Genomic DNA, 23,413 nt, shown 5'->3' on the forward strand with positions numbered 1-23,413 from the left:
TTATGAGCATGAATATTAACCATTACATGTCTTCCGTTCAATTTCCTGGAACTCAGCCATTTTCAGTTAACAACCAGCTGCCAACAGCTAACGTGATGCTTGGTACAACTTTACTCTCTGTATTTGCTCAGCTTTTTCAAGACTACGTCAATCAAGAGCCTCAAATGAGTACCAACCTTTACTTGCAGGCAGCGCAGATGTTTCCAGCTACAGCGGTTCAAACGCAATCCCAGCCATCTGTTTCTTCTTCAGATAAGGCAGCCGCTTCAACTGCTGCCTTATCTGCACAAAAAAACGAAACGGCAAAGGCCAGTTCTCAGGATGTACAAACGATAATTAATGAAGCAGCTGCACGCTACCAGCTGGATCCTAAACTTATTCGTTCTGTTATTAAACAAGAGTCAAATTTTAATCCCTTTGCCAAAAGTTCTGTCGGAGCGGCTGGGCTTATGCAGCTAATGCCAGCAACCGCTAAAGCTCTTGGTGTAGAAGATCCGTATGACTCCAAGCAAAATGTATTTGGAGGAGCCAAATATCTTCGACAAATGTTAGATAAATACGACGGAAACGTGAAATTGGCGTTGGCAGCCTACAATGCTGGACCAGGTAATGTCGATAAATACGGCGGAGTACCTCCTTTTCAAGAAACGCAAAAATATGTAAATAAAATTATGTCTTCTTATCTCGTGTAAAAGAGTCCAATCATTCGCGACTCGACCATGGAATGACTGTAGTTTGTCGAGGTTACACTATATAAATAGAAGGAAACGTTTGTGAAAGGATTCCTTTGTTTCTCATACTAAGTGATTCGCCACAGCATCATAGACTTTTCTTATGTAAAATTCCACTTTATCTCTTTTCCAGTAGAAGAAGTAAGCGGATAGTTTGAGTTAACGAAATGACACTGCTAAAATTAAGGAAAGTAAAAAACACCAAAGAGTTAAGACGTATATTTCTTATAACAAAGGAGTTATCAACATGAGAGAAAAAATCCACTCCCCTTACGAATTATTAGGCGGTGAACATACGATTTCAAAACTTGTTGATGCTTTTTATACACGCGTTGGACAACATCCTGAGCTCGCGCCAATTTTTCCTGATGATTTAACAGAAACAGCACGAAAGCAAAAGCAATTTCTGACACAATATTTAGGAGGGCCTTCGCTATACACTGAAGAGCATGGTCACCCTATGCTGAGAGCTAGGCATCTTCCTTTTGAAATTACACCGTCAAGAGCCAAAGCCTGGCTGACGTGTATGCATGAAGCAATGGACGAAATTAATTTAGAAGGCCCTGAGAGAGATGAACTTTATCATCGTCTTATTTTAACTGCCCAACACATGATTAATTCACCGGAACAGACAGATGAGAAAGGATTTTCACATTGAGTAATCTAAACAGCCAATACCCATCCTTGCATCAGCTTTGTCAAGGTTCAAATAAAAAACCGCTTGAAATCTATGTATTTGTTGACCCTCTTTGTCCAGAGTGCTGGGCACTCGAGCCTATTCTAAAGAAGTTACAAATAGAATATGGTCAGCTGTTATCCCTCAAGCATGTGCTTGGCGGAAACTTGCAGCAATTAAATATTGGAGCACAGCAGAGATTTGAACATATTGCAAAATCGTGGGAGAAAACTGGAAGCCGCTCCGGCATGTCATGTGACGGCAACCTGTGGCTTGAAAACCCCATCGATACTCCTTACGCTGCATCAATTGCAATTAAAGCGGCCGGGCTGCAAGGAAAGAAACAGGGCATTCGCTTTTTGAGAAGACTTCAAGAAGTAGTATTTTTAGAAAAACAAAATGTTACAGAAGAATCTGTCTTAATACAATGTGCAAAACATGTGGGGCTAGATGTTAATGAATTTGTAAAAGATTTGCATTCAGATTACGCTGCGAAGGCTTTTCAATGTGATTTAAAAATCACATCGGAAATGGATGTCGATGAGATTCCAACTCTTGTGTTCTTTAACGAAAAAGTTGAAGAAGAAGGCATTAAGATATCAGGATACTATTCGTACGAAACATATGTACACATCATTAAAGAGATGTTAGAAATTGACCCAGATCCAGCTTGTCTTCCGCCTCTTCGTTCATTTTTAAGCTATTTTCAATTTGTTGCTTCAAAAGAAGTTGCAGTTGTGTATGGTTTATCATTAGAAGAGGCTGAAAAAGAATTGAAAAAACTTCAGCTTCAGCAGGTTGTTGAAAGAGTTCCTGTCAAATATGGAACCTTTTGGAGAAGTACTGAAAAGAGCTGTTAATTATTAAATGTTGATGCTTATCCTAAGCATCAACTACACAAAAAAGACTTGGCTTTCGCCAAGTCTTTTCGTTTGTCTTAAGACAACAAGGGGATGGGAGAAATTTTTCACGGTCAAACAAAGGGGTATATGTTTGTTTTGTGATAAACTTCACGATTAATACTATAGCAAATTATGTCGACTTTTGGCAACCCCTTTTTTCAATTTTATTCACTTTTTTATAAAAAAACTTCATAAACAGCCAGATTCACTCATATAGTACAACCAATTATGCTTTTAATAGAGGTGTTAACTATGAAAATTGCTGGAATTACTCTAGGGGTTGTGATTCTTTTGTTTTCTTTTTTATTCTATATTTTATCTCTTATGCAGCTTGTTCCTCTCATTATCGCAGGACCTCTCTTATTTTTAGCTATTCTTATTATTTTTACATTGCTTAACAATCACAACAAATTTCGGGGATTTAAAAAATGAAGCAGGATACAGCTCCTGCTTCATTTTAATTTTATTGATTTAATAAACGTTCCATTTCCGTTAACTTCTCTTCAAATACGGCTAGCGCTTCTTCGATAGGCTGAGATGTTGTCATGTCCACTCCTGCTTTTTTCAACACTTCAATTGGATAATCAGAGCTTCCTGACTTTAAGAAACCTACATAGCGCTCAACAGCTGCATCTCCTTCTTCAAGGATTTGCTTGCTTAATGCCGCTGCTGCACTGAATCCTGTAGCATATTGATAAACGTAGTAATTGTAGTAGAAATGCGGAATACGAGCCCATTCTAACCCAATCTCTTCGTCAATTACTAAGTTGTCTCCAAAATATTTTTTATTTAAGTCATAATATAATTTTGTTAATAATTCAGGTGTAAGCGGCTCTCCGTTTTGAGCACGCACGTGCACACCGTGCTCAAATTCAGCAAACATCGTTTGACGGAATACCGTACCGCGGAACCCTTCTAAATAATGGTTAAGCAAGTACAAACGCTGCTTTTCATCATCAATCGTTTTTAGTAAATAATCGTTTAGAAGCGCTTCATTACACGTGGAAGCTACTTCTGCCACAAAGATTGAATAATCTCCATAAGGATATGGCTGCGTTTTTCTTGTGTAATAACTGTGTACAGAATGGCCAAATTCATGGGCTAGTGTAAACAAGTTATTTACATTATCCTGCCAGTTCATTAAGATATAAGGATTGGTGCCGTACGTTCCTGAAGAATAAGCACCGCTTCGCTTGCCTTTGTTCTCATGAACATCTACCCAACGATTTTCAAATCCTTCTTTTAACACATTAAGGTAGTCTTCACCTAGTGGTTTCAGACCTTTTAAAATATAATCTTTTGCTTCTTCATACGTTACTTCCATTTTTACGTCTTTTACTAAAGGCGTATAGAGATCATACATATGAAGCTCTTCAATTCCCAATACTTTCTTACGTAAATCAATATATCGATGCAATAAATGCAAATTATCGTTCACTGTTTTAACTAAGTTATCGTATACTTCTTCTGGGATATTATTTGTGCTAAGAGCTGAGTGACGAGCTGAATTATAGTGACGAACGCGGGCGCTAAAATTATCTTTCTTCACCGTGCCGCTTAATGTACTTGCAAACGTATTTTTAAATTTACCGTACGTTTCGTACACCGCTTTAAACGCTTCTTCTCGTACGCGGCGATCGCTGCTTTCTAAAAAACGAATATAGCGTCCGTGCGTAATTTCTACTTCTTCTCCATTTTCGTCTTTAATAGAAGGAAATTCTAAATCCGCGTTGTTTAACATTCCAAACGTGTTGCTTGAAGATCCTAATACTTCAGAAGCCTGAGCGAGAAGCGCTTCTTCGCTTTCTGATAAAATGTGTGGACGCTCGCGAGTAATTTCATCTAATGCATGAGCATATAACTTTAGCTCTTTATGTTCCGCCATGTATTGTTTAATTTTTGATTCTTCAATAGACAAAATTTCTGGTGTTACATAAGATAGTGCACTTGCAATTTGAGTATAAAGTGTTTTGATACGATCATTTAACCCTTGATAAAAAGAATTAGTGGTATCTTGATCGTAGCGCATATGAGCATATGTATAAAGTTTACTAACGCGCATTGTGAGCTCATCTTGCTCTTGAAGAGCGTCGTATAAAGTTTGAGCAGACTCTCCAAGTTTCCCTTTGAATTTTTCCATTTTTGGAATAAGAGCTTTTACTTCTTCAAATTCTTTTTCCCATGCGTCATCTGAAGCAAAAATATCCTCTAGTTTCCACGTATCTTCTACTTTTATCTCGCTTCTACTTGGTAACTTTTTTACTTTTGATTGTTCACTCATGGTCATCCCTCCATCTTTTTCTACCTGTCTATAACTGTTCGCTTTTTCTAAGGCGAATCCTTTTTATTTCTTTGGTTATTGTATGTTGTTTTAAAAGAATTAATCAAAAGTCAGTACGCTTTTGAAAAAAGGATTCTTTCTTAAGCGTACTGATTTTCAGTGGTTATGTCACTTCTTTTGCTTGATTTAACCACTTTTTCATCATCTGTCCATCTTCTAAAAAAGCATCGGATGTTTGCTTTGGAATCGTATAAGGCCTTCTGATTTTGTATAACCCAGAAGTTATAGACGTTAGTATCCCTAACCGGCATAATACCTCTATATACTCAAACAAGGGCTGTTCCACAACAACAGGGGCCATCGGCAAAGACCGAAACACAATATGCCTCTGATGAATTCTGTAGAGCCATAGCCTGCATAACTCTTTTTCTGTAACTAAATCCCCTACCTGCTTCTGCTGCATTAAATCAAGAAGCAGCCACGTTTGCCATATAGTAGCAGACGTTTCAATCATGTATAAAGAAGGCAGCGGCATGCCAGCTTCTGCTGGAATATGAGAAGGAGGAATATTGTTTTCATAGAGAGCGTGTAAAAAAGGCTGAAGCTTCTGATTAGGATAGAGGGTATAATGCGTTCTCCATGCCTTCTTTTTCTTTACCCATGAAGAGAAAAATTGAGGCTGTGTATGTGTAGAAAAAAGATCATGAAAGGTATGCTCGTGAGGAGAGAGCACGACAAGCTGTGCATAACAAATTTGAGATGAAAAAGGCATAAGATGTTCAAGTTTCAACAGCTGATTAGTAGAAGGTGAAAAATAAAGAAGTGTGGGCGTATAATCGGAAAGAGTGAGAAACTGCCACTCTTGAAAAGAAAGTTGATACATATAAGTGGATAAGCGTTTCATTCTTTTTGCTCCCATAATCCAAAGAGGCATATAATTTCCTTTCTCATAATGAATAGAACGTTTGGTTAGCACTGAGGAAGATAAGGACGCACATTGAAATTCGATTGCATATTTTTGCGAAGGGGTATCTATAAGAAGATCTGGACGCTGCATAATGTCAGGAAGGTAACTTTCTAACTCGACTTCAAGATGAGAACTAAACCAGTGAAACAGCTTTCGCTTTCCGTCAAGATGATAATCTGTTTCACCTTCATGCTGAGCGACGCACGTTTTTTTCAGGTGAGCAAAATGAGGGATTTTTTTTGTACCTATCTTTAACTGTACAGGGGATTGACAAGAGGGACAGTAGAACTGCTTTTCTTTTTTCCACAGCTTAAGCTGTTCAAGCGAAAAGCGCTGAGCTAGTGAAATGAGGCCTTCTTCTGTTCGGGCAACTAACAATCGTACATTTCTCCTTCCTATAGTAGCGAGCTATATCCTTGTATTCGACACCTTTCTACTAAACCCTTTTCTTTCAGAAAAAAACCACATTGCAGCATACGCAATGTGGTTTACAGCGATTATAATAGCGGTGAAAGCAAACGAGCTGTTGATTCAAACAGCCGCTGTATAAATGGCCGCTTTTCAAAGTCTTTAAAGTGAAGCTCACTCGTTTCTTCTAAATCTTGCATATATTCATATACGAGCTTTTGGGTACTAGCTGTGCGATATAAAAAAGCATTTACTTCAAAATTCAGATGAAAGCTTCTCATATCCATGTTAGCTGTTCCAATAGAGGCAATTTCCCTATCAACAATCACAATCTTGCTGTGCATAAATCCTTTTTTATACTCGTAAATTTTCACACCTGCTTCTAGGAGCTCAGGAAAATAAGAGCGTGATGCATGAAAAACAATTTTTTTATCGGGCTTCTGAGGTACAAGAAGCCTTACATCTATACCGCTTAAAGCAGCTACTTTGAGAGAAGTAAAAATATCTTCATCAGGTATGAAGTAAGGAGAAGCAATCCAAATGGACTCTTTCGCAGACGTAATCATCGAAAAAAATAAGTGTTTAATAATTTCCCACTCACGGTCTGGTCCGCCGGCAATCATTTGAACACCGCCGCACTTTTCCATATCAATGTCAATTAAATCCGGCGATAGATACGTTTGAGTAAGCATCGTCTGTCCTGTCATATAATACCAGTCTTGCAAAAAAATAAGCTGTAATGAACGGACTGCCTCACCCTTCACCATCAAATGAGTATCTCTCCAAAAGCCAAAATGCCGACTTTTTCCGAGATATTCATCACCAATGTTCAAACCTCCTACAAATCCAATTGTTCCATCAATGACTACAATTTTACGATGATTACGGAAGTTGATTTTATTATTGAGAAATGGAAGTCTCACCGGCAAAAACGGAATCATTTCTACGCCCGCGTTTCTTAACTCATGAATATAATGCGGTGAAAGCTGAAAACTGCCCACGGCATCATACAAGAAACGTACATAAACTCCTTCTTGTACTTTCTGAATTAAAATATCTTTAATTTGTTCTCCTAAGTGATCATGTCGTACGATGTAATACTCTAAATGGATATGATGCCTTGCATGCTTTAAAGATTCCATAATTTCGTGAAACGTCTCTTTTCCATTCGTCAATGCGCGCGTATCTGAAGAAAAAGAAATGGGACTCTTGCCAAGCCTGACGGCTAGCTTCAGCATTTGCTTCCTACTGGTGCCCAACTGTTCAAAGTGATTTTCTAATATACCAGAATCTCTTTCCATCTTTAAAAGCACCTGTTCATCCAGCTTTGCTTTTTTAGCAAATAAACGCCGTTTTCGCGTATTGCGTCCAAATAACAAATAAAAAAAGAACCCTATTACTGGAAAACCGCCTAATACTACGAGCCACGTTAGCGTTTGGGTTGGATGACGGTTTTCTAATGAAATAACAAGACCGATGAAAACAACACTAATCGTAATTAAGATACTTAGCACGCCAATAAATTTACCGTCCCAATACCCTTTTGTAAAATAAAGCAAGGCAATAATACCAACAACAAAAATTAAAAGCTGTAATCTATTTTTCAACTTGTTTTCACCTATCCTAAAACCAATCTTTCATCATTCATAACAGGTCTCTATACTGTTATTATCCTCAAACTTGGTATTTTAACACTACACTTTCCCGTGTAGGAACCAGCCGCCTGCTTTTTCTACCTATACTGTTCGATATGAGCGGAGAGCTTTTCCAAAAAAGAGGACAAAACAAAGACCGATTTCATATACATGAAATCGGCTGCTATTATCGTAAAGGAAAATACTGTTTTACTTGTTCAAGTGCATTTTCACTGATTAATTCTTTTCCATATTCCATTAAACGATGAACTGTTACATTTGATTCATTTGCATATTCTAAAATGATACTTAAAATGTTATCAATTTCAGCTACAAAGTCTTCATCATCTGTAAACTCAACGTATAAATAATATTTCCCTTCAAACACGTACATGCTGTTGATGATATCATCTAACTCTAAATGGTGACTTAAGGAAATTAAATGTTCTAAGTCTTGAAAGCGTGCGACGAACTGTAGCCCTTCGTCTTCTATAATTTCTTCTTCAAAATCAGCTTTTTTATTTTGATTCGCTTGATGATCAAGCAACGCTTCAATTTTTCCATCTACAGGGATATCGATTTTATCATTTTCACCAACAGGTACTTCGAACTTTTGACCGTCTTTTGAAACTTGTGCTCTTGTTACGATAACCTCTAGCCCCTTCTCAAGCGCATGTACTTGAATCCAAAGAGGACCTTCTGCTACAAACTCTTCTTCTTGATGAATTTCGTCCATCATCTCCCAGAATAGCTCTTCACTGCGCTCACGGCTAAACCAAATTTCATTGCGATCAAATCCACGTTCTTCAATATCTACGTAAGTGACAAAGAATTTTACTGTGTTTTCATTAATGCGTTCGATTTCCATTATCATCTCTCCCTTCGGAAAAATCAGTGAAGGTAATCCGGCCATTTCGAACATTACCCCTAAACGATGAAGGGACTATTTTACCCCCGTGTTAAAGCAATATTACATGTACTTTCTCACTTTGTAAAGCATTCTAACTTGGGATATACAAGCATACACTATTTGAGTGAACCTTGTATATCTATTTTATGACAAAATGCGAAAGAAAGGAAATAAAAAATACTCTGACAACTCATAGCCACCTTACACCTTACTTTGTTATATACATAATCTCTTTACCCTATGAACGCTTTTTGTTAAAAATGAACACAGATAAAGCAATATGAGCTACTTATCCTTACATATTGGGAGGGAAGACTATTGGATTTAGAATTAATAACCTCCATTCTTCTTATTATCGGTATCGATATTGTATTAGGTGGAGACAACGCTATTGTTATTGCCTTAGCAAGCCGCAATTTACCTGAACATCAACGAAATAAAGCTATTTTTTTAGGGACTGGCTTAGCTGTGATCGTTCGCATTGTACTTACTATTTTAGCTGTTTATTTACTAACTATTCCTTACTTGCAGCTCATCGGCGGTTTTTTATTAGTGATCATTGCCTTTAAGCTGCTTGTATCAGAAGGTGACGATGCATCTTCAATTCGTGCAGGTGTGACGTTAGGCGCCGCTGTGAGAACGATTGTATTTGCTGATATTGTAATGGGACTAGATAATGTAATAGCTGTGGCAGGCGCAGCTCATGGAAATATTATCTTGGTTGTCACGGGACTACTCGTATCCGTCCCTATTATTGTTTGGGGAAGCAAGCTCATTTTGTATTTGATGGAACGGTTTCCCCTGCTTGTTTACGGCGGAGCAGCTATTTTAGCTTATACTGCTGGAAATATGATTGGACATGAAAAGAACTTACATTCATTCTTTGCAGACCATACATCTCTAGGAACATTTATTCCGTTTATAACAATTGCTGTTGTGCTGATAAGCGGCATGGCTGTTAATAGCTTTCGTTCAACTAAATGATAAAGAAAAGGCCATACTAAACATTTTTATTTAGTATGGCCTTTTCTTTAGTTTAATGAGCACAGCAGTCTTTTATTCATAAAACACTTTGTACACTTAAAAAATAATCTCTGTGAGTAAAAAAAGAATAGATGGTACGAGTAAGCAACCAAGACCTGTATAAAATGTAGCTGTCATGGCTCCGTAAGGTACAAGTTTTACATCTGTCGCCGCTAAACCAGCTGCTACACCGCTCGTCGTCCCCATAACTCCTCCATAGATCATTGCTGTACGAGGGTTGTTTAATTTGATTTTCTTAGCAAATATCGGTGTCAAAATCATAACTGAAATGGATTTAATTAATCCTACAGCTATACTTAACGCGATAATATCAGAAGAGGCTCCAATCGCAGTTCCAGAAACCGGTCCCACAATATAGGTCACAGCTCCTCCTCCAATTGTAGTCAAAGCAACGGGATCTCTATACCCAAAACAAAGAGCAATAATTACACCTAGTACAAAGGAATAGAAAACCCCAAAAAACAAAGCCGTAATCCCGCTGATTCCCGTTTTTTTGACTTCGCTAAAATTGGCACCGAACGCAGTAGCAATAATGGCAAAATCTCGCAGCATCCCCCCGCCCATTAAACCAATTCCTGAAAATAACTGTATATCAGAAATCCCTTTTTCTCCTCCTGTATTCATTCCACCGATATAAGCAAGGATTAACCCAAACATAATAGCAATAGCAGATCCGTGAACTCTTCCTTTTGTTAATTTATCTGATAAAAAATAAGCAATATACATGACAATCCCAATAATAGCAAATGCCGTAATCAGTCCGTTATTTTCTAATCCTTCTTTAATCATATTCATCATTTTATCTGCTCCTTAGGTAAAATAGAAAGCTCTATTTCTTGTTCATTCACCTTCGCTTTCTCTCCTATTCTGCTGATAAATGGTATGGATAAAAAGCCTACTACGACTACTACCACCCCTGCAAGAATCGCCATGCCTCCTCCATCAAGAGCAGCTACAACATTTTGCTGTGCAGACATCGCTACCACGATAGGAATATAAATTCCTCCCCAAAAAGCAATGCCTTCTTCGGATTTTACTTGGAGCTTATTTTTCTTCTTTAAATAATCCACCGCTAGTACAAGAAGAAGCATGGATACCCCTACTCCCCCAACGTTGGCTTCTACTCCCATCAGCCCTCCTAATGCGTCCCCTACAATTACTCCTATTAACATGCAAATAGACAGCAGCGCTACACCGAAGATTATCATATTACTTCCTCCCCAACCCATTATTGAAAGCGTTTACTTTATGGTTTAAAAATAGTGTAAAGGAAAAAAGTTGAATAACCTATGCATTTTTAGTTATATACTTATATCAAAAATGACATAATGCAGTTTTTCTCTACTGTTCATTTTAGATTTATTCGAAAAAGAAATAAAAACCATGACATTTAGTCATGATTCTTATATGTATTCATGAGGCATATCCGAGGGTAAATGTTTAAAATAATCAATCACAAACTGCCTGAAGATTTGTTGTAAATCCGTCACGTAGCCTCCATTGTTCCAAGTTAAAAAGATTGTACGTTCAAATGTTTCTTCTTCAATTTTTAGCAGTTTTACATCCTTTCCTGTAGAACCTCCCCACGTCACTTCAGGAATAAAACCTATTCCTTGCTTTGCTCTAATCAAACCTCTCACTGTTGCTGGATCATCGCTTTCAAACGTAATTTGAGGTACAAAATTCTGTTCCTTACAAATCGCATCCGTTATTTTTCTTAGCTCTTTCCCTTTCTTTAGCACAATGAATTTCTCATTTTTAAGTTCATTTAACTTTACACGTGATTGCTTGGCTAAATGATGATCAAGAGGGACTGCAAGCAAAATCGATTCACGAAGTAAAGGAGTATGTTCGATCTGACGGGTTGTTAATGGAAAAGCTGAAATACATAAATCAAAATCAGGCTGTGAATAGCTATTAGTCAAATGCTGCATTAGCCGAAAACGCACCTGAGGATATTGCTCACGAAACCTGCTTAATAGCTCTGGAAGTAAATGTGAACTAGCTAACACAACAAGACGAATTTCTTCACATGGATCGTTCGACATATCCTTTAGCTCATGCTTTGCGTCTTCTAATGTTTTTAAAGCACGTTCTACTTTGGAACAGAACGCTTTACCGTACCGATTTAATTTAATGTATTTACCGTTTCGATCAAACAAACGAATGCCTAGCTCTTTTTCCAACTGTGAAATCGTTTTGCTGAGCGCAGGCTGAGATACGTATAGCTCTTCAGCCGCTTTGCTGATATGTTCTAGTCTAGCAACTACTTGGAAATATTTTAGCTGTAAAAGCTCCAATCCGTTCACCACCACTTTTATATGTTTAATTACTCTCTTTCTTTATTAATTACATATATACTTCATTTTCCCTGCTATTTCGACAAAAAATAAGCAGCAGAGGCCATTTGGCTCCCTGCTGCTTATTTTTTATATACCAACTTCAAGCAAACGTTACTTGGTTGGTTTCGTATTTAAATCTTAAACAGACAAATATAAAAATTAACCATTCACAAGTCTTTGAGCTTCGCGAAGTTGGAAAGTACGCACTTTACGTGGTAAGAAACGACGGATCTCGTCTTCATTATAACCAACTTGTAGACGTTTTTCATCAATAATAATCGGACGGCGCAATAAGCCAGGATTTTGCTGAATTAATTCATACAAATCTTGTAAAGGCATAGCGTCTACCTGAACGTCTAGTTTTTGGAAAGTTTTCGAACGTGTTGAAATGATTTCATCTGTTCCATCTTCTGTCATACGTAAAATTTCTTTAATCTCATCGATTGATAACGGCTCTGAAAAGATATTACGCTCTGTATATCCAATATCATTTTCCTCTAACCAAGCTTTCGCTTTACGACAAGATGTACAACTTGGTGATGTATATAATGTAACCATTTACTCCTTCACTCCTTCTATCATAATCGGTCATAACATTCAAAACATGAACTGTAAATCATGTTGTTTTATACAAACTTCAACGAGTGTAAATATTTAATGACTGATAATGAAAATCGATACTACTTTATAATTACTTTTAAAAAATAATATCTATTTGCATTATACTATAAACTTCATCGGAATGATATACTTTTTAAAGTGAACTAGTACATTAGTTCGTTCCTTCACTGTCATTATTTTCATTACCGATTTTCTTCATTATTTATTTACCACACTACTATTACGAATAAACCTGTAGATTAGTTTCATTTTTTTTATTATTTTTTTCTTTCACAAATTCCTCGAACTTTTCAGTCACTAAAAAAGCCCTGCAGAAGAAATGACTTTTCTGCAAAGCTTTTGAGATAATCTCTTATTTATTTAATAGCTGATGTGCTTTTTCCGCGTCTCATTAAGATAGGATACAGTAAAAGCCCGATTACAAATAATCCAATACCTAGGAAAAATGTTTTTAAATCAGCTGTCCCTGTCTTAATCACCCATAGCGAATAAATAAGTGCTAACGAAGCAATAATTCCGTCTTTTACTCGCGATCCTTTAATCGTGTCGTACGTCTCACCCGTCACAATAAGCTTTAATTGATAAACTGTCGTCACGAAATAAGGAACTAAATAGGCAAGAGTAGCTACAACGATAGCGAAATTATAGGCTTGCGAAACTGTGCCTGAAATAGTCGCAAACAAAAACAACTGTGTTAAGCCATTTGTTAATGTTAGTGAGCGGGCTGGACTATTGTTCTGATTCGTTTTAGCAAACCACTGTGGAAACAACCCTGATTTTGCTGCTTGATAAGGAACTTCTGCACTAACAACAATCCATCCAACAGTAGAACCTAATAAAGATATAAGTGCTAAAATGGCCATTACGTAAGCACCTTTATGTCCAATAACCATTTCTAACGTATCTACCAAAGGCTTTTGAGACTGCTGAAGCTGAGCTGTCGAAAGAATCCCCATAGCTAGAAGCGTAATCCCCACATAGATAACCATTGAGATTAATAATCCAAGCAGCGTTGCTTTCTTTACTACTTTTTGTGATTTTGCACGATTAGATAACAGTACAGCTGATTCAATTCCGATAAATGCCCACAGCGTAGCAATGGCTGCTCCATTGACCTGACTTCCTAATCCTACATTTATACCCTTTGAATTAACAAATTCTGTACTGACGAGGTTGGATGCGCTAAATAGCGATAGCGCCACAACAATAAATAAACCGAATCCAATAATTTTAGCTGCCGTTGTGATAAAGTTAATATTACCGGCGCTATTGATATCTCGCTGCAAAATAGCTTGAATTCCCCATAATACAACAGAACATACTAAAAACGTAATAAATTTCCCAGTTTCTAATTGAAAATCTCCGACTGAAAATAAAATATCCTTACTCTCCATTACTGGAAAGAACGTTGTTAAATATCCCGCAAACGATATGATGACAGATGCTGTTGCAGCCCAGTTTGCTGCCCAATAACCCCAAGCCATGCTATACCCAGCTACTTTACCTGCTTTAGGCGATGAAAAAAGGTTCGCTGCATAACTTTGAGGCCCTCCTTTTAATTCAGGCTTTCTCATAACTAAGTTCCCGAACACAAGAGCAATCATGAACACGCCAAGACCTGTTGCAATCCAAGCAAGTGTTGAACCAATTGGACTTGATACGTTTGCTAAATTAGAAGGAAGCATAAATACTCCGCCGCCTACCATATTACCAACTACAAAGGCTGTTAAAAACCAAAGTCCCCATTTTTTGTCTTTCATTTGCTGTGTCTCCTTTTGCTTTCTAAAAGCTTAAACTTTTGACATAGAAAGCTCGATGCTAATCTATTAAAACATAGAAATTATTTATTTCTTCATTTGTTTAACAATATAATATATTAGCACACTAAAGCAAAAAGTGAAATAATAAATCCTTCATTTTCTTTTGGGAAAAAATGCGGCTGAGACATAACTCCATTCATCTATAGATGAACAGACGGGATATATGAGCTCGTGTGGATTGCGCTTGTGACACCGCTGTTCATTTCCATGCAAGACTTCACTTTCCGCGGGCGGGCGGTGAGCCTGTCTCGCTTTTCCCGCAGAAGTCTTCGCCTTGTCCTCCAATCAACAGCTAGAAGCCCCTACATACAGTAAACCTACGTTCACCCTACAAACAAAAAAATCCGAACGCGTTAGATTCTTAATCAAGAATTCAACGCGTTCGGATTTCCCTTCAACAAAAATAGGTTTGTCTCAGCCTTATTTTTTATCTTTTATGAAAACCTTTTGAATAGTAAATAATAACCAACAAAATAAACCATATCGGACCTACAATAAGGGCTATTCTTGTATCAGAGGAGAAACCCATCACCACTACTACCCCCGCTAAGAAAGCAAGAGCGAGATACGACGTATAAGGGAAGAACGGAAGCTTATATTTTAAATCACTTACCTGCTGATCACTTAATCCTCTGCGGAAGCGAATTTGAGAAAGTAAAATAATTCCCCATGTCCAAATCGCTCCAATAGTAGCGATACTTGTCACCCACGTGAACACCTTATCAGGAACAACATAGTTTAAGCCAACTCCGAGTAGCAGTACAACAGCTGAAGCAATAACTGCTGCACCAGGCACGCCGCCTTTTGTTAAATTGGCATAGCGTTTTGGTGCTTCCCCGTGCTGAGCTAAATTAAATAACATACGGCCTGTACTAAAAATCCCACTGTTACAAGAAGATAAAGCCGCTGTTAACACTACAAAGTTTATAATCCCTGCTGCAGCGGGAATTCCAGCTTTATCAAATGTTAAAACAAATGGGCTTCCTTGTGTTCCGATCTCTGGCCAAGGATAAATAGACATAATAACAAACAAAGCTCCGATGTAAAAAATCAAAATTCTCCACAGTACATTATCAATTGCTTTTGTTAACGTCTTTTCCGGATTTTTCACCTCTCCTGCTGTTACCCCAATCATTTCAATACCGAGGTAAGCAAACATAACCATTTGAAGTGATAGAAGAACACCTTTCATACCATTCGGGAAAAAGCCACCGTGATTCCATAAATTACTGATTCCTGTTGCAATGCCGCCATTTCCAATTCCAAAGATAATCATGCCTAGACCAAGCACAATCATAAGGATAATCGTTACTACTTTAATAAGAGAAAACCAAAACTCTAGTTCACCATATGCTTTTACAGCTAAAAAGTTAACGCCTGTCATGATAACGAGCGCTGCAAGTGCCCATATCCACTGGGGCACACCCGGGAACCAAAAATCCATATATACTCCAACGGCTGTAATTTCAGCCATACATGTAATAATCCACATAAACCAGTAGTTCCAGCCTGTTAAATAACCAGCGAGTGGTCCCAAATAATCGTTAGCATACTTGCTAAAAGAACCGGCTACTGGATTTTGTACTGCCATTTCACCTAACGCTCTCATAATAAAAAACATAATAAGACCACTGATTCCATACATGATAAGAATACCAGGACCTGCTAACCGAATAGCGGATGCAGAACCTAAAAACAGTCCAACTCCGATAGCTGCGCCTAAAGACATTAAGCTAATATGTCTTTCCTCAAGTCCACGGCTTAATTCTTTTTCTTGCGTGTTCCCTTGCATAATTCTCTCTCCTAACATGTCCATTTCATTTAATAGCGGCTAATTAACTTATTTTTCAAACAAATAATTCTAGGCAGTGTATGTACTAAAAATCTGATATTGCAAGTTCCACACCTGCATTTTTACCGCTATCACATCTATAAAATACAATATTAAAAAAACTTCACTTTGTTCATTTTATCAAAAATCACAAAAAATGCGATAGTTTTTTGTGATTTTCACAAATAAACTTACAATAAAAATATAATAAAAACCATTTTTTACATTATATGTTCTTATTCTGCTATAATTTTCTAACTATTAAGAATAATAAATCTATTATTTTTCCTTATTTTCAATTATAGATGCTTACTTTTCCCTAAAAAGGGTAAAGATAAGATAACTGTTTAAACACTATTATGAACATCATCATGAAAAGATCAGTAGGAGGGTGCTATGAATTGGTATGAAAAACTAAGTCAATATTTTCCCATTGAAGAAATGAAATCAAAGAAGCATATCGAAACGCTTTTACAAGAACGCAGCGATATTTATCATAAAAATGAAGGACCTCATCACGTATTAATGTACGTGGAAACAGACCAATTTATCTTTATTGATTACCTCTTTGTTTCAAAAGACGCTAGAGGTCAAGGGCTTGGCGGTAAATTAATTGATGAGTTAAAACAACATAACAAACCAATTATCCTAGAAGTAGAGCCTATAGACTATAAAGATTCAGACTCAGCAAAAAGACTGCATTTTTATAAACGTGCAGACTTTAAGCATGCTCAAACAATCGGCTATAACCGCCGCTCATTAGCTACAAATGAAGTTAATCAGATGGAAATTCTATACTGGTCTCCTACCTCTGAAACAGAGGAAAGCATTTTAAATAAAATGAAAAAAACGTACGAGTTAATTCATACTTACAAAGACAAAGAAATATATGGTGCGTCTTATCAGCCGGCAGATCAAGTATTAAAAATTGACAAAAATCGTAAAGACGGCGATATCTTAGCAGATTTATAAAAAGAAGGTAGGCATACGTCTACCTTCTTTTATATTTATGAATTATTATTCAACACACAACATTATTAATCATTTATATTCCTTTAGTTATAAGGTTTTAACATAGATATTTTGTCTTAAATATAAAATTCTGAAAATTTTTAATAGTATTTTCTAATCCTGTATTGTATAATACCTGTAAAGCGCTAATGTCACTTGTTCTTACATGTTTTTTCCAATTTAAAGTTTAGCGTTCTTTGATAACTAAATAAAAAACGACCTCGTTGTGAGATCGTTTTTGTTAGGTTGTATATGCGGCAAACTCTGCTTGAGAACAAGACACGTAGTGACCTGGAGATACTTCTCTAAGCTCCGGTTCTTCACCGTTATAATCATGGATACTTGGATCATAAATTTTGCGCTGACGCGTTTTTTCACTGTCAGGATCGGGAAGCGGAATAGCTGAAAGCAACGCTTTTGTATATGGATGAACAGGGTTTCGATAAAGTTCATCACTTGGTGCAAGCTCTACAATCTTACCTCTGTACATAACGCCGATGCGGTCACTAATGTATTTTACCATTGACAAATCATGGGCGATAAATAAATAGGTTAGTCCACGTTCACGCTGTAACTTCTTCATTAAGTTAACAACTTGAGCTTGTATAGATACATCCAAAGCTGAGATTGGTTCATCTGCGATGATAAAATCAGGTTCTACTGCCAGTGCTCTTGCGATACCGATACGCTGACGCTGGCCGCCACTAAACTCATGTGGATAGCGATTTGCATGTTCTTTGTTGAGCCCCACTGTTTCAAGAAGCTCGTGAACCTTTGCCATACGCTCTTTTCTCGTCTTAGCTAAACCGTGGATGTCAATGCCTTCTGCTATGATATCTGCTACGGTCATACGAGGGTTAAGTGACGCATATGGATCTTGGAAAATCATTTGCATTTTACGATTGAATTTTTTAAGCTCCGAGCGAGATTTGCGACCATGTACATTTTCGCCATTAAATAGCACCTCACCGCTAGTAGCGTCATATAAACGAATAATCGTTCTGCCTGTCGTTGACTTTCCGCAACCAGATTCACCTACAAGACCTAACGTCTCTCCGCGGAAGATGTCAAACGTCAGACCATCAACCGCTTTAATTGTTCCTTTACTTGTGAAAAAATGTTGCTTTAAGCCTTTAATCTCTAATAATTTATCTGTCATGTTATTCACCATCCTTCGCTACGAGTACAGGTGTACTGTATACATTATCAACTTTACGCATGCGGCGCTGAACTGAAGCAGGCGGCTCTACTTTTGGTGCATCCGGATGTAAGAGCCATGTTTTTGCATAGTGCGTATCCGATATTTTGAACATTGGAGGTTCTTGCTCAAAATCAATTTTCATTGCGTACGGATTTCGCGCTGCAAATGCATCTCCCTTTGGAGGATTCGTTAAATCTGGCGGCGTTCCAGGAATAGCAGCCAGCTCTTCTTCCGCCTCGTTATCTAAGCTTGGCATAGAAGCTAGGAGTCCCCACGTATACGGATGTTTTGGGTCGTAAAACACTTCATCCACTGTGCCCGTTTCAACAATTTGACCAGCGTACATAACGGCTACTCGATCTGCTACATTTGCTACTACACCAAGATCATGGGTGATAAAGATAATAGATGTATCCGTTTTTTTCTGAATGTCTTTCATCAACTCTAAAATTTGAGCTTGAATTGTTACATCAAGCGCCGTTGTTGGTTCATCAGCAATCAGTAATTTCGGATTAGAAGCAAGAGCCATCGCAATGACAACACGCTGTCTCATCCCTCCGCTGAATTCATGCGGATATTGATTCACACGCTGTTCTGGAAAAGGAATGCCTACAAGCGTTAATAACTCGACTGCACGTTTTTTCGCTTCCGCTTTAGATACTTTGGAATGCTTGATTACGACTTCACCAATTTGAGCTCCAACTTTCATTGTTGGATTTAAAGAAGTCATTGGATCTTGGAAAATCATACCGATATCCTTACCGCGAATAGCTTCCATTTCTTTATCCGTTTTCTTTGCTAAATCAATGCCGTCAAACAGCATTTCACCGCTTTTAATTCGGCCAGGAGGCATCGGGATAAGGCGCATGATTGTTTGTGAAGTTACACTTTTACCAGATCCTGACTCACCAACAATTGCTAGCGTTTCACCTTTATTTAAGTGGAAGTTAACGCCGCGAACAGCTTGAACTTCTCCGCCATATGTTTTAAATGATACAGCTAAATTTTTTACTTCTAATAAACGTGACATATGAGTTCACTTCCTTACTTACGTAGTTTTGGATCTAACGCATCTCGTAATCCATCACCAATTACGTTGAACGCTAAGATTGTTAAACAGATAAACAAACCTGGGAAAAATAAGCGCCAAGGATAGTATTCCAAAGCAGGTAAGCCTTCTGAAGCCATTGTTCCCCAGCTTGCAAGCGGTGCCGGAACGCCTAGTCCCAAGTAGCTTAAAAATGCTTCTGTAAAGATTGCTGAAGGAATCGTTAGTGTCATTGTTACTAAAATTGGACCTGTTGCATTCGGAATAAGATGTTTAAATAAAATACGCTTTGTTGTTGCTCCTAATGTTTGTGAAGCCATTACGTACTCTTGGTTTTTCAACTGCAATACTTGTCCACGTACAATACGGGCCATGTTAATCCAGCCGGTAATGGTCATCGCCAAGATCATCGTGCCTAACCCTTGGCCAAGCATAACCATTAAAATAATAACCAGTAAAAGGTAAGGAACACCATATAAGATATCCGCAACACGCATCATTGTTTCATCCGTACGGCCGCCGCGGTATCCAGAGATGCTTCCCCAAACTACGCCGATGAATAAATCAATTAAAGCTGCTGCTAACCCGATAAATAATGAAATACGAGCGCCTTCCCACGTACGAGCAAACACATCGCGCCCTAATTCATCTGTACCAAACCAGTGCTCAGAAGATGGTGCCTGATTGGCATTCAATAAATCATTGGTTGCATAATCGTATTTCACCATCAATGGACCAAATATCGCCATAAAAACAAGGAGAACCATTAGTACTACACCAAACATAGCAAGCTTATTTTTGCGAAAACGAATAAAAACATCTTGCCAGAACGAAAGACTCGGTTTTTCAATCTTTTCTGCTTGAGCATGGTCAATCCCTGCTGTTTCAAACATTTCTTTAGGAATTTTCGGAAGTTGCTGCATAGTTACTCTCCTTTCTTAGCACCTGTAAGTTTAATTCGAGGATCAATAAAGCCGTATGCAATATCTACAAGCAGGATACATACAAGTAGTAAAATACTGTAGAACACCGTTACGCCCATAATCGTTGTATAATCTCGGTTTGAGATACTGAGTACAAAGTGTGAACCTAATCCAGGGATACCAAATATTTTTTCAATAACAAAGCTACCCGTTAAAATCCCTGCTACTAAAGGTCCCATATAGGATACGACTGGAAGCATCGCATTTCGCATGGCGTGCTTAACTGTAATAACGCCTCTGCTTAAACCTTTTGCTTTCGCTGTACGAATATAATCATTGCTTAATACTTCAAGCATACTCGACCGAGTTAATCGTGCGATAAACGCCATAGGGGTTGAAGCAAGCGCGAGAGCTGGTAACACCGTGTGTGCCCAAGATTCCCAGCGTGCAACCGGAAAAATTTGTAGTTTCATAGCCAGAACGTATTGTAATACCGCTGCCATGATAAAACTTGGAACTGAGATTCCTAGAACTGCAATAACCATCGCCGTGTAATCTTGCCATTTATTATGTTTTAAAGCAGCAATAACACCTAGTACTACGCCAATAGCAATCGCTATTAAAATAGCTTCCATCCCTAGCATGAATGAAACAGGGAATCCGCCGTTAATCAAATCATTTACCGTTTGGCCTTTATATTTGAAAGATGGACCAAAATCCCACTTTAAAATTGATGTTAAGTAATCAAAGTACTGATGGTACCAAGGCTGATCTAAACCGTAATACTGATTTAGATTTTTTTGAATTTCAGGGGGAAGCTGCTTTTCTGATGTGAATGGACCTCCTGGAACAGCACGCATTAAGAAAAAGGTCGCTGTTACGATCAGCCATAATGATAGAAACATATAAATAAGTCGTTTTCCTATATATTTGAACACCCTGACACACCTCCATATTTTTACAAAATTCGCGCACAAGAAAGAAAAGTATATGGAGCACCAGGCCCCATATACCCTTTGTCATAATTGATGTTACTTACTCAAAATGAGCCCACTTAATCTGAATGTCTCCAAGACCAGACATCACAACATCTTTCAGCTGCTTGTCTTGTACCCAAGCATTTGTGTAGAAGTAGATTGGTGCCACTGGCATTTCATCCATGAAGATACCTTCTGCTTTTTTCAACATTGCCTGACGTTTTTTAGGATCTGTTTCTTTTTGAGAGTCAATTAATAACTTTTTATATTCTGGATTTTCCCAGTTTGTATCATTGTTTCCGCCTTTTTTGTCACGGAATAACTCTAGGAAGTTGATTGGATCGTTAAAGTCTCCTAACCAGCCCATACGCCCAACTTGATAATCTCCTTGGTGTAACTTTTCAATGTAAACAGCCCACTCAGAGTTGTCTAACTGTACTTTAATACCAAGGTTTTTCTTCCACATATCTTGAACAGCTTGTGCAATTTTTGCATGTTTTTCATCCGTGTTGTATGAAACCTTAATTGCTGGTAGTTCTGAAGCATCTTTAAGGCCCATTTCTTTCAAGCCTTTTTCTAAATATTCTTTTGCTTTTTTCACATCATTGTCTTTGAAGTAGCCTTTTTTGTTATCTTCAAACATTGTTGGTGGTACAGCCGCCATCGCTGGAACTGAACCGTCTTTTGTAATTTGTTCTGTAATACCTTTACGATCAATTGCATAAGCTAATGCTTTACGAATGTTCACATTGTCTAAAGGTTTTTGTTCTGTATTAAACTTGTACCAGTAAGTACCTGCAATCTCTTGAATGTTTAATGAACCGTCTTTCTTTAATTCAGGAAGTGCATCAGCTGGTAATTGACCGGTAGGCATACCCGCCCAGTCTAATTCACCGTTTTTGAACATTGAAAGTTCAGTGTTGTTATCATTGATCATGTACATTTCAACTTTTTTAAGTTTTACAGCATCTTTATCCCAATAGTTTTCATTAGGAACTAACTCAATTTTGTCGTTATGTTTCCAAGTTTTAAGCTTGAAAGGACCGTTTGACGTATAGTTTTCGCCTGCATTTGTGTACCATTTTTCATTTGATTCAGCAATTTTCGTATTCACTGGGAAGTACGTATAGAAAGCTGTTAATTCTAAGAAATATGGCGTTGGGTTTTCTAATGTTACCTCAAGCGTTTTATCATCTGTTGCTTTAACGGCAACATCATCTAATGAACCTTTTCCTTCATTAGCAGCCTGTGCATTTTTAACATAGTATAATTGATATGCATATTGAGATTCGTTTTTAGGATCTAACGCCCATTTCCATGCATATTCGAAATCTTTTGCTGTTACAGGGTCACCATTTGACCATTTTGCATCGTCGCGAATCGTAAACGTATATTTAGTTTGATCATCGCTGACCTTTACATCTTTCGCCATGGCATTTTCAGGTTTTCCATCTTTACCAATACGAGTTAAACCTTCAAATGTTTGTAATAATACGTTTGATGACGTTGAATCATTAGCTAAGCCTGGGTTCAGTGAGAAAGGCTCAGTTTTAATGTTTACGCGAAGCTCTTGCTCTTTTTTCTTGTCGCCGCCATCACTGCTAGCATTTTCACTGCCACCAGATTCTTTGTTAAATCCACATGCAGCTAAAAACAAGCTCATTACAAGCAGCAAACTGAAAAGAATTGACAACCTTTTCTTCATTGCGTGTTACCCCCTATTAAATTTTGTTTGTGTGGCAACCATATTTTTTTGATATGCACTAATTTCTTAATCCTCTTTCAATACAAAATAATCAGTTATTTTTTCACGTAGTAGAGTGCTAAAGACCTCACTGCAAAATTATTCTTCTACCCTATGAAACTGTCATCAATTGTTTACATGCTGTAAATCCAATGTATGCGCTTAATATGTAGAAGACTCATTCATTACAAAATTCGCTAATTGAAACAAAACATTGGCTATTTTGTTTTTTCTGAAAAAATTAAGAAATTGTAATACCTTTGTAAAAAATATGTTTGTTACGCCTATTATAAATATTTTAAAAATTTATTGCAATACTATTATTTAATGGTATTTTTTTGT

Annotated in this window: 20 protein-coding genes; 5 read left to right on the forward strand and 15 right to left on the reverse strand. The window is 37.5% G+C overall.

All coding sequences use genetic code 11. The features are described from left to right. Positions 1 to 2: 2 nt before the first annotated feature. The 3 genes from AC1VNJ_RS11280 to AC1VNJ_RS11290 all read left to right on the forward strand — a co-directional run bounded on the left by AC1VNJ_RS11280 (position 3) and on the right by AC1VNJ_RS11290 (position 2,267). The gene (locus tag AC1VNJ_RS11280) at positions 3 to 692 is read left to right on the forward strand and encodes a lytic transglycosylase domain-containing protein (protein WP_482640808.1); all 690 of its coding nucleotides are present in this window, start codon (positions 3 to 5) and stop codon (positions 690 to 692) included. Between the two features lie 286 nt (positions 693 to 978). After that, entirely contained in the window at positions 979 to 1,389 is a 411-nt protein-coding gene (locus AC1VNJ_RS11285; protein WP_013055433.1) for a globin domain-containing protein, read from the forward strand. 26 nt (positions 1,390 to 1,415) lie between these two features. After that, complete coding sequence (locus tag AC1VNJ_RS11290; protein ID WP_028412354.1) at positions 1,416 to 2,267, forward strand: ClpXP adapter SpxH family protein; 852 nt, start codon at positions 1,416 to 1,418, stop codon at positions 2,265 to 2,267. Positions 2,268 to 2,772: 505 nt separating this feature from the next. Here the strand turns inward: AC1VNJ_RS11290 and pepF are convergent. The 4 genes from pepF to mecA all read right to left on the reverse strand — a co-directional run bounded on the left by pepF (position 2,773) and on the right by mecA (position 8,467). Next, positions 2,773 to 4,590: an oligoendopeptidase F gene (pepF, locus tag AC1VNJ_RS11295; protein WP_049162938.1), complete on the reverse strand. Its 1,818-nt coding sequence runs from the start codon at positions 4,588 to 4,590 to the stop codon at positions 2,773 to 2,775. 163 nt (positions 4,591 to 4,753) lie between these two features. Further along, entirely contained in the window at positions 4,754 to 5,935 is a 1,182-nt protein-coding gene (locus AC1VNJ_RS11300) for a competence protein CoiA (RefSeq protein WP_221817860.1), read from the reverse strand. Between the two features lie 119 nt (positions 5,936 to 6,054). After that, positions 6,055 to 7,572: a cardiolipin synthase gene (gene cls, locus AC1VNJ_RS11305; protein ID WP_025749882.1), complete on the reverse strand. Its 1,518-nt coding sequence runs from the start codon at positions 7,570 to 7,572 to the stop codon at positions 6,055 to 6,057. A gap of 214 nt (positions 7,573 to 7,786) precedes the next feature. Beyond that, on the reverse strand, positions 7,787 to 8,467 hold the full coding sequence (gene mecA, locus AC1VNJ_RS11310) for an adaptor protein MecA (RefSeq protein WP_013055427.1): 681 nt from the start codon (positions 8,465 to 8,467) through the stop codon (positions 7,787 to 7,789). A 360-nt stretch (positions 8,468 to 8,827) separates the two neighbouring features. Between mecA and AC1VNJ_RS11315 the strand changes: the two genes are divergently transcribed. Next, positions 8,828 to 9,493 (forward strand): TerC family protein, encoded by a 666-nt coding sequence (locus AC1VNJ_RS11315; protein ID WP_028412357.1) that lies wholly within the window; start codon positions 8,828 to 8,830, stop codon positions 9,491 to 9,493. A gap of 96 nt (positions 9,494 to 9,589) precedes the next feature. On the opposite strand, the gene madM is transcribed toward AC1VNJ_RS11315, so the two are convergent. The 6 genes from madM to AC1VNJ_RS11345 all read right to left on the reverse strand — a co-directional run bounded on the left by madM (position 9,590) and on the right by AC1VNJ_RS11345 (position 16,128). Next, complete coding sequence (madM, locus tag AC1VNJ_RS11320; RefSeq protein ID WP_049162932.1) at positions 9,590 to 10,351, reverse strand: malonate transporter subunit MadM; 762 nt, start codon at positions 10,349 to 10,351, stop codon at positions 9,590 to 9,592. Continuing rightward, complete coding sequence (gene madL / locus AC1VNJ_RS11325) at positions 10,348 to 10,761, reverse strand: malonate transporter subunit MadL (protein ID WP_033578048.1); 414 nt, start codon at positions 10,759 to 10,761, stop codon at positions 10,348 to 10,350. Before madL ends, madM begins: the two co-directional genes overlap by 4 nt. Before the next feature lie 195 nt (positions 10,762 to 10,956). Further along, entirely contained in the window at positions 10,957 to 11,853 is an 897-nt protein-coding gene (locus tag AC1VNJ_RS11330; RefSeq protein WP_033578047.1) for a LysR family transcriptional regulator, read from the reverse strand. Between the two features lie 201 nt (positions 11,854 to 12,054). Further along, the gene (gene spxA, locus AC1VNJ_RS11335) at positions 12,055 to 12,453 is read right to left on the reverse strand and encodes a transcriptional regulator SpxA (RefSeq protein ID WP_013055422.1); all 399 of its coding nucleotides are present in this window, start codon (positions 12,451 to 12,453) and stop codon (positions 12,055 to 12,057) included. 419 nt (positions 12,454 to 12,872) lie between these two features. Then, the gene (locus AC1VNJ_RS11340; protein ID WP_033578046.1) at positions 12,873 to 14,276 is read right to left on the reverse strand and encodes an amino acid permease; all 1,404 of its coding nucleotides are present in this window, start codon (positions 14,274 to 14,276) and stop codon (positions 12,873 to 12,875) included. A 487-nt stretch (positions 14,277 to 14,763) separates the two neighbouring features. Further along, a complete protein-coding gene (locus tag AC1VNJ_RS11345) occupies positions 14,764 to 16,128 on the reverse strand; it encodes an amino acid permease (RefSeq protein WP_028412362.1) in 1,365 nt (454 codons plus the stop codon). Between the two features lie 435 nt (positions 16,129 to 16,563). On the opposite strand from AC1VNJ_RS11345, the gene AC1VNJ_RS11350 reads away from it, so the two are divergent. Beyond that, the gene (locus AC1VNJ_RS11350) at positions 16,564 to 17,139 is read left to right on the forward strand and encodes a GNAT family N-acetyltransferase (RefSeq protein WP_028412363.1); all 576 of its coding nucleotides are present in this window, start codon (positions 16,564 to 16,566) and stop codon (positions 17,137 to 17,139) included. A 280-nt stretch (positions 17,140 to 17,419) separates the two neighbouring features. On the opposite strand, the gene AC1VNJ_RS11355 is transcribed toward AC1VNJ_RS11350, so the two are convergent. The 5 genes from AC1VNJ_RS11355 to AC1VNJ_RS11375 form a co-directional block, all read right to left on the reverse strand. Next, positions 17,420 to 18,337: an ABC transporter ATP-binding protein gene (locus AC1VNJ_RS11355; RefSeq protein ID WP_028412364.1), complete on the reverse strand. Its 918-nt coding sequence runs from the start codon at positions 18,335 to 18,337 to the stop codon at positions 17,420 to 17,422. A 1-nt stretch (position 18,338) separates the two neighbouring features. Further along, positions 18,339 to 19,409: an ABC transporter ATP-binding protein gene (locus tag AC1VNJ_RS11360; RefSeq protein ID WP_028407470.1), complete on the reverse strand. Its 1,071-nt coding sequence runs from the start codon at positions 19,407 to 19,409 to the stop codon at positions 18,339 to 18,341. Between the two features lie 14 nt (positions 19,410 to 19,423). Beyond that, positions 19,424 to 20,350 (reverse strand): ABC transporter permease, encoded by a 927-nt coding sequence (locus AC1VNJ_RS11365; protein ID WP_014461585.1) that lies wholly within the window; start codon positions 20,348 to 20,350, stop codon positions 19,424 to 19,426. Positions 20,351 to 20,352: 2 nt separating this feature from the next. Next, positions 20,353 to 21,288, reverse strand: coding sequence for an ABC transporter permease (locus tag AC1VNJ_RS11370; protein WP_028412365.1), 936 nt, complete (start codon positions 21,286 to 21,288; stop codon positions 20,353 to 20,355). Positions 21,289 to 21,385: 97 nt separating this feature from the next. Then, complete coding sequence (locus AC1VNJ_RS11375; protein WP_014461587.1) at positions 21,386 to 23,032, reverse strand: peptide ABC transporter substrate-binding protein; 1,647 nt, start codon at positions 23,030 to 23,032, stop codon at positions 21,386 to 21,388. Between the last annotated feature and the right edge of the window lie 381 nt (positions 23,033 to 23,413).

The organism is Priestia sp. 3CA3, assembly GCF_056836725.1.

Bases quoted from the DNA above. Each gene is read 5' to 3' on its own strand.
- spxA (WP_013055422.1), bottom strand. From the start codon at position 12,453: ATGGTTACATTATATACATCACCAAGTTGTACATCTTGTCGTAAAGCG.
- AC1VNJ_RS11360 (WP_028407470.1), bottom strand. From the start codon at position 19,409: ATGTCACGTTTATTAGAAGTAAAAAATTTAGCTGTATCATTTAAAACA.
- AC1VNJ_RS11340 (WP_033578046.1), bottom strand. From the start codon at position 14,276: ATGAAAGACAAAAAATGGGGACTTTGGTTTTTAACAGCCTTTGTAGTT.
- AC1VNJ_RS11345 (WP_028412362.1), bottom strand. From the start codon at position 16,128: ATGCAAGGGAACACGCAAGAAAAAGAATTAAGCCGTGGACTTGAGGAA.
- AC1VNJ_RS11365 (WP_014461585.1), bottom strand. From the start codon at position 20,350: ATGCAGCAACTTCCGAAAATTCCTAAAGAAATGTTTGAAACAGCAGGG.
- AC1VNJ_RS11350 (WP_028412363.1), top strand. From the start codon at position 16,564: ATGAATTGGTATGAAAAACTAAGTCAATATTTTCCCATTGAAGAAATG.
- AC1VNJ_RS11285 (WP_013055433.1), top strand. From the start codon at position 979: ATGAGAGAAAAAATCCACTCCCCTTACGAATTATTAGGCGGTGAACAT.
- AC1VNJ_RS11375 (WP_014461587.1), bottom strand. From the start codon at position 23,032: ATGAAGAAAAGGTTGTCAATTCTTTTCAGTTTGCTGCTTGTAATGAGC.
- AC1VNJ_RS11355 (WP_028412364.1), bottom strand. From the start codon at position 18,337: ATGACAGATAAATTATTAGAGATTAAAGGCTTAAAGCAACATTTTTTC.
- madL (WP_033578048.1), bottom strand. From the start codon at position 10,761: ATGATAATCTTCGGTGTAGCGCTGCTGTCTATTTGCATGTTAATAGGA.
- AC1VNJ_RS11280 (WP_482640808.1), top strand. From the start codon at position 3: ATGAGCATGAATATTAACCATTACATGTCTTCCGTTCAATTTCCTGGA.
- pepF (WP_049162938.1), bottom strand. From the start codon at position 4,590: ATGAGTGAACAATCAAAAGTAAAAAAGTTACCAAGTAGAAGCGAGATA.
- madM (WP_049162932.1), bottom strand. From the start codon at position 10,351: ATGATGAATATGATTAAAGAAGGATTAGAAAATAACGGACTGATTACG.
- mecA (WP_013055427.1), bottom strand. From the start codon at position 8,467: ATGGAAATCGAACGCATTAATGAAAACACAGTAAAATTCTTTGTCACT.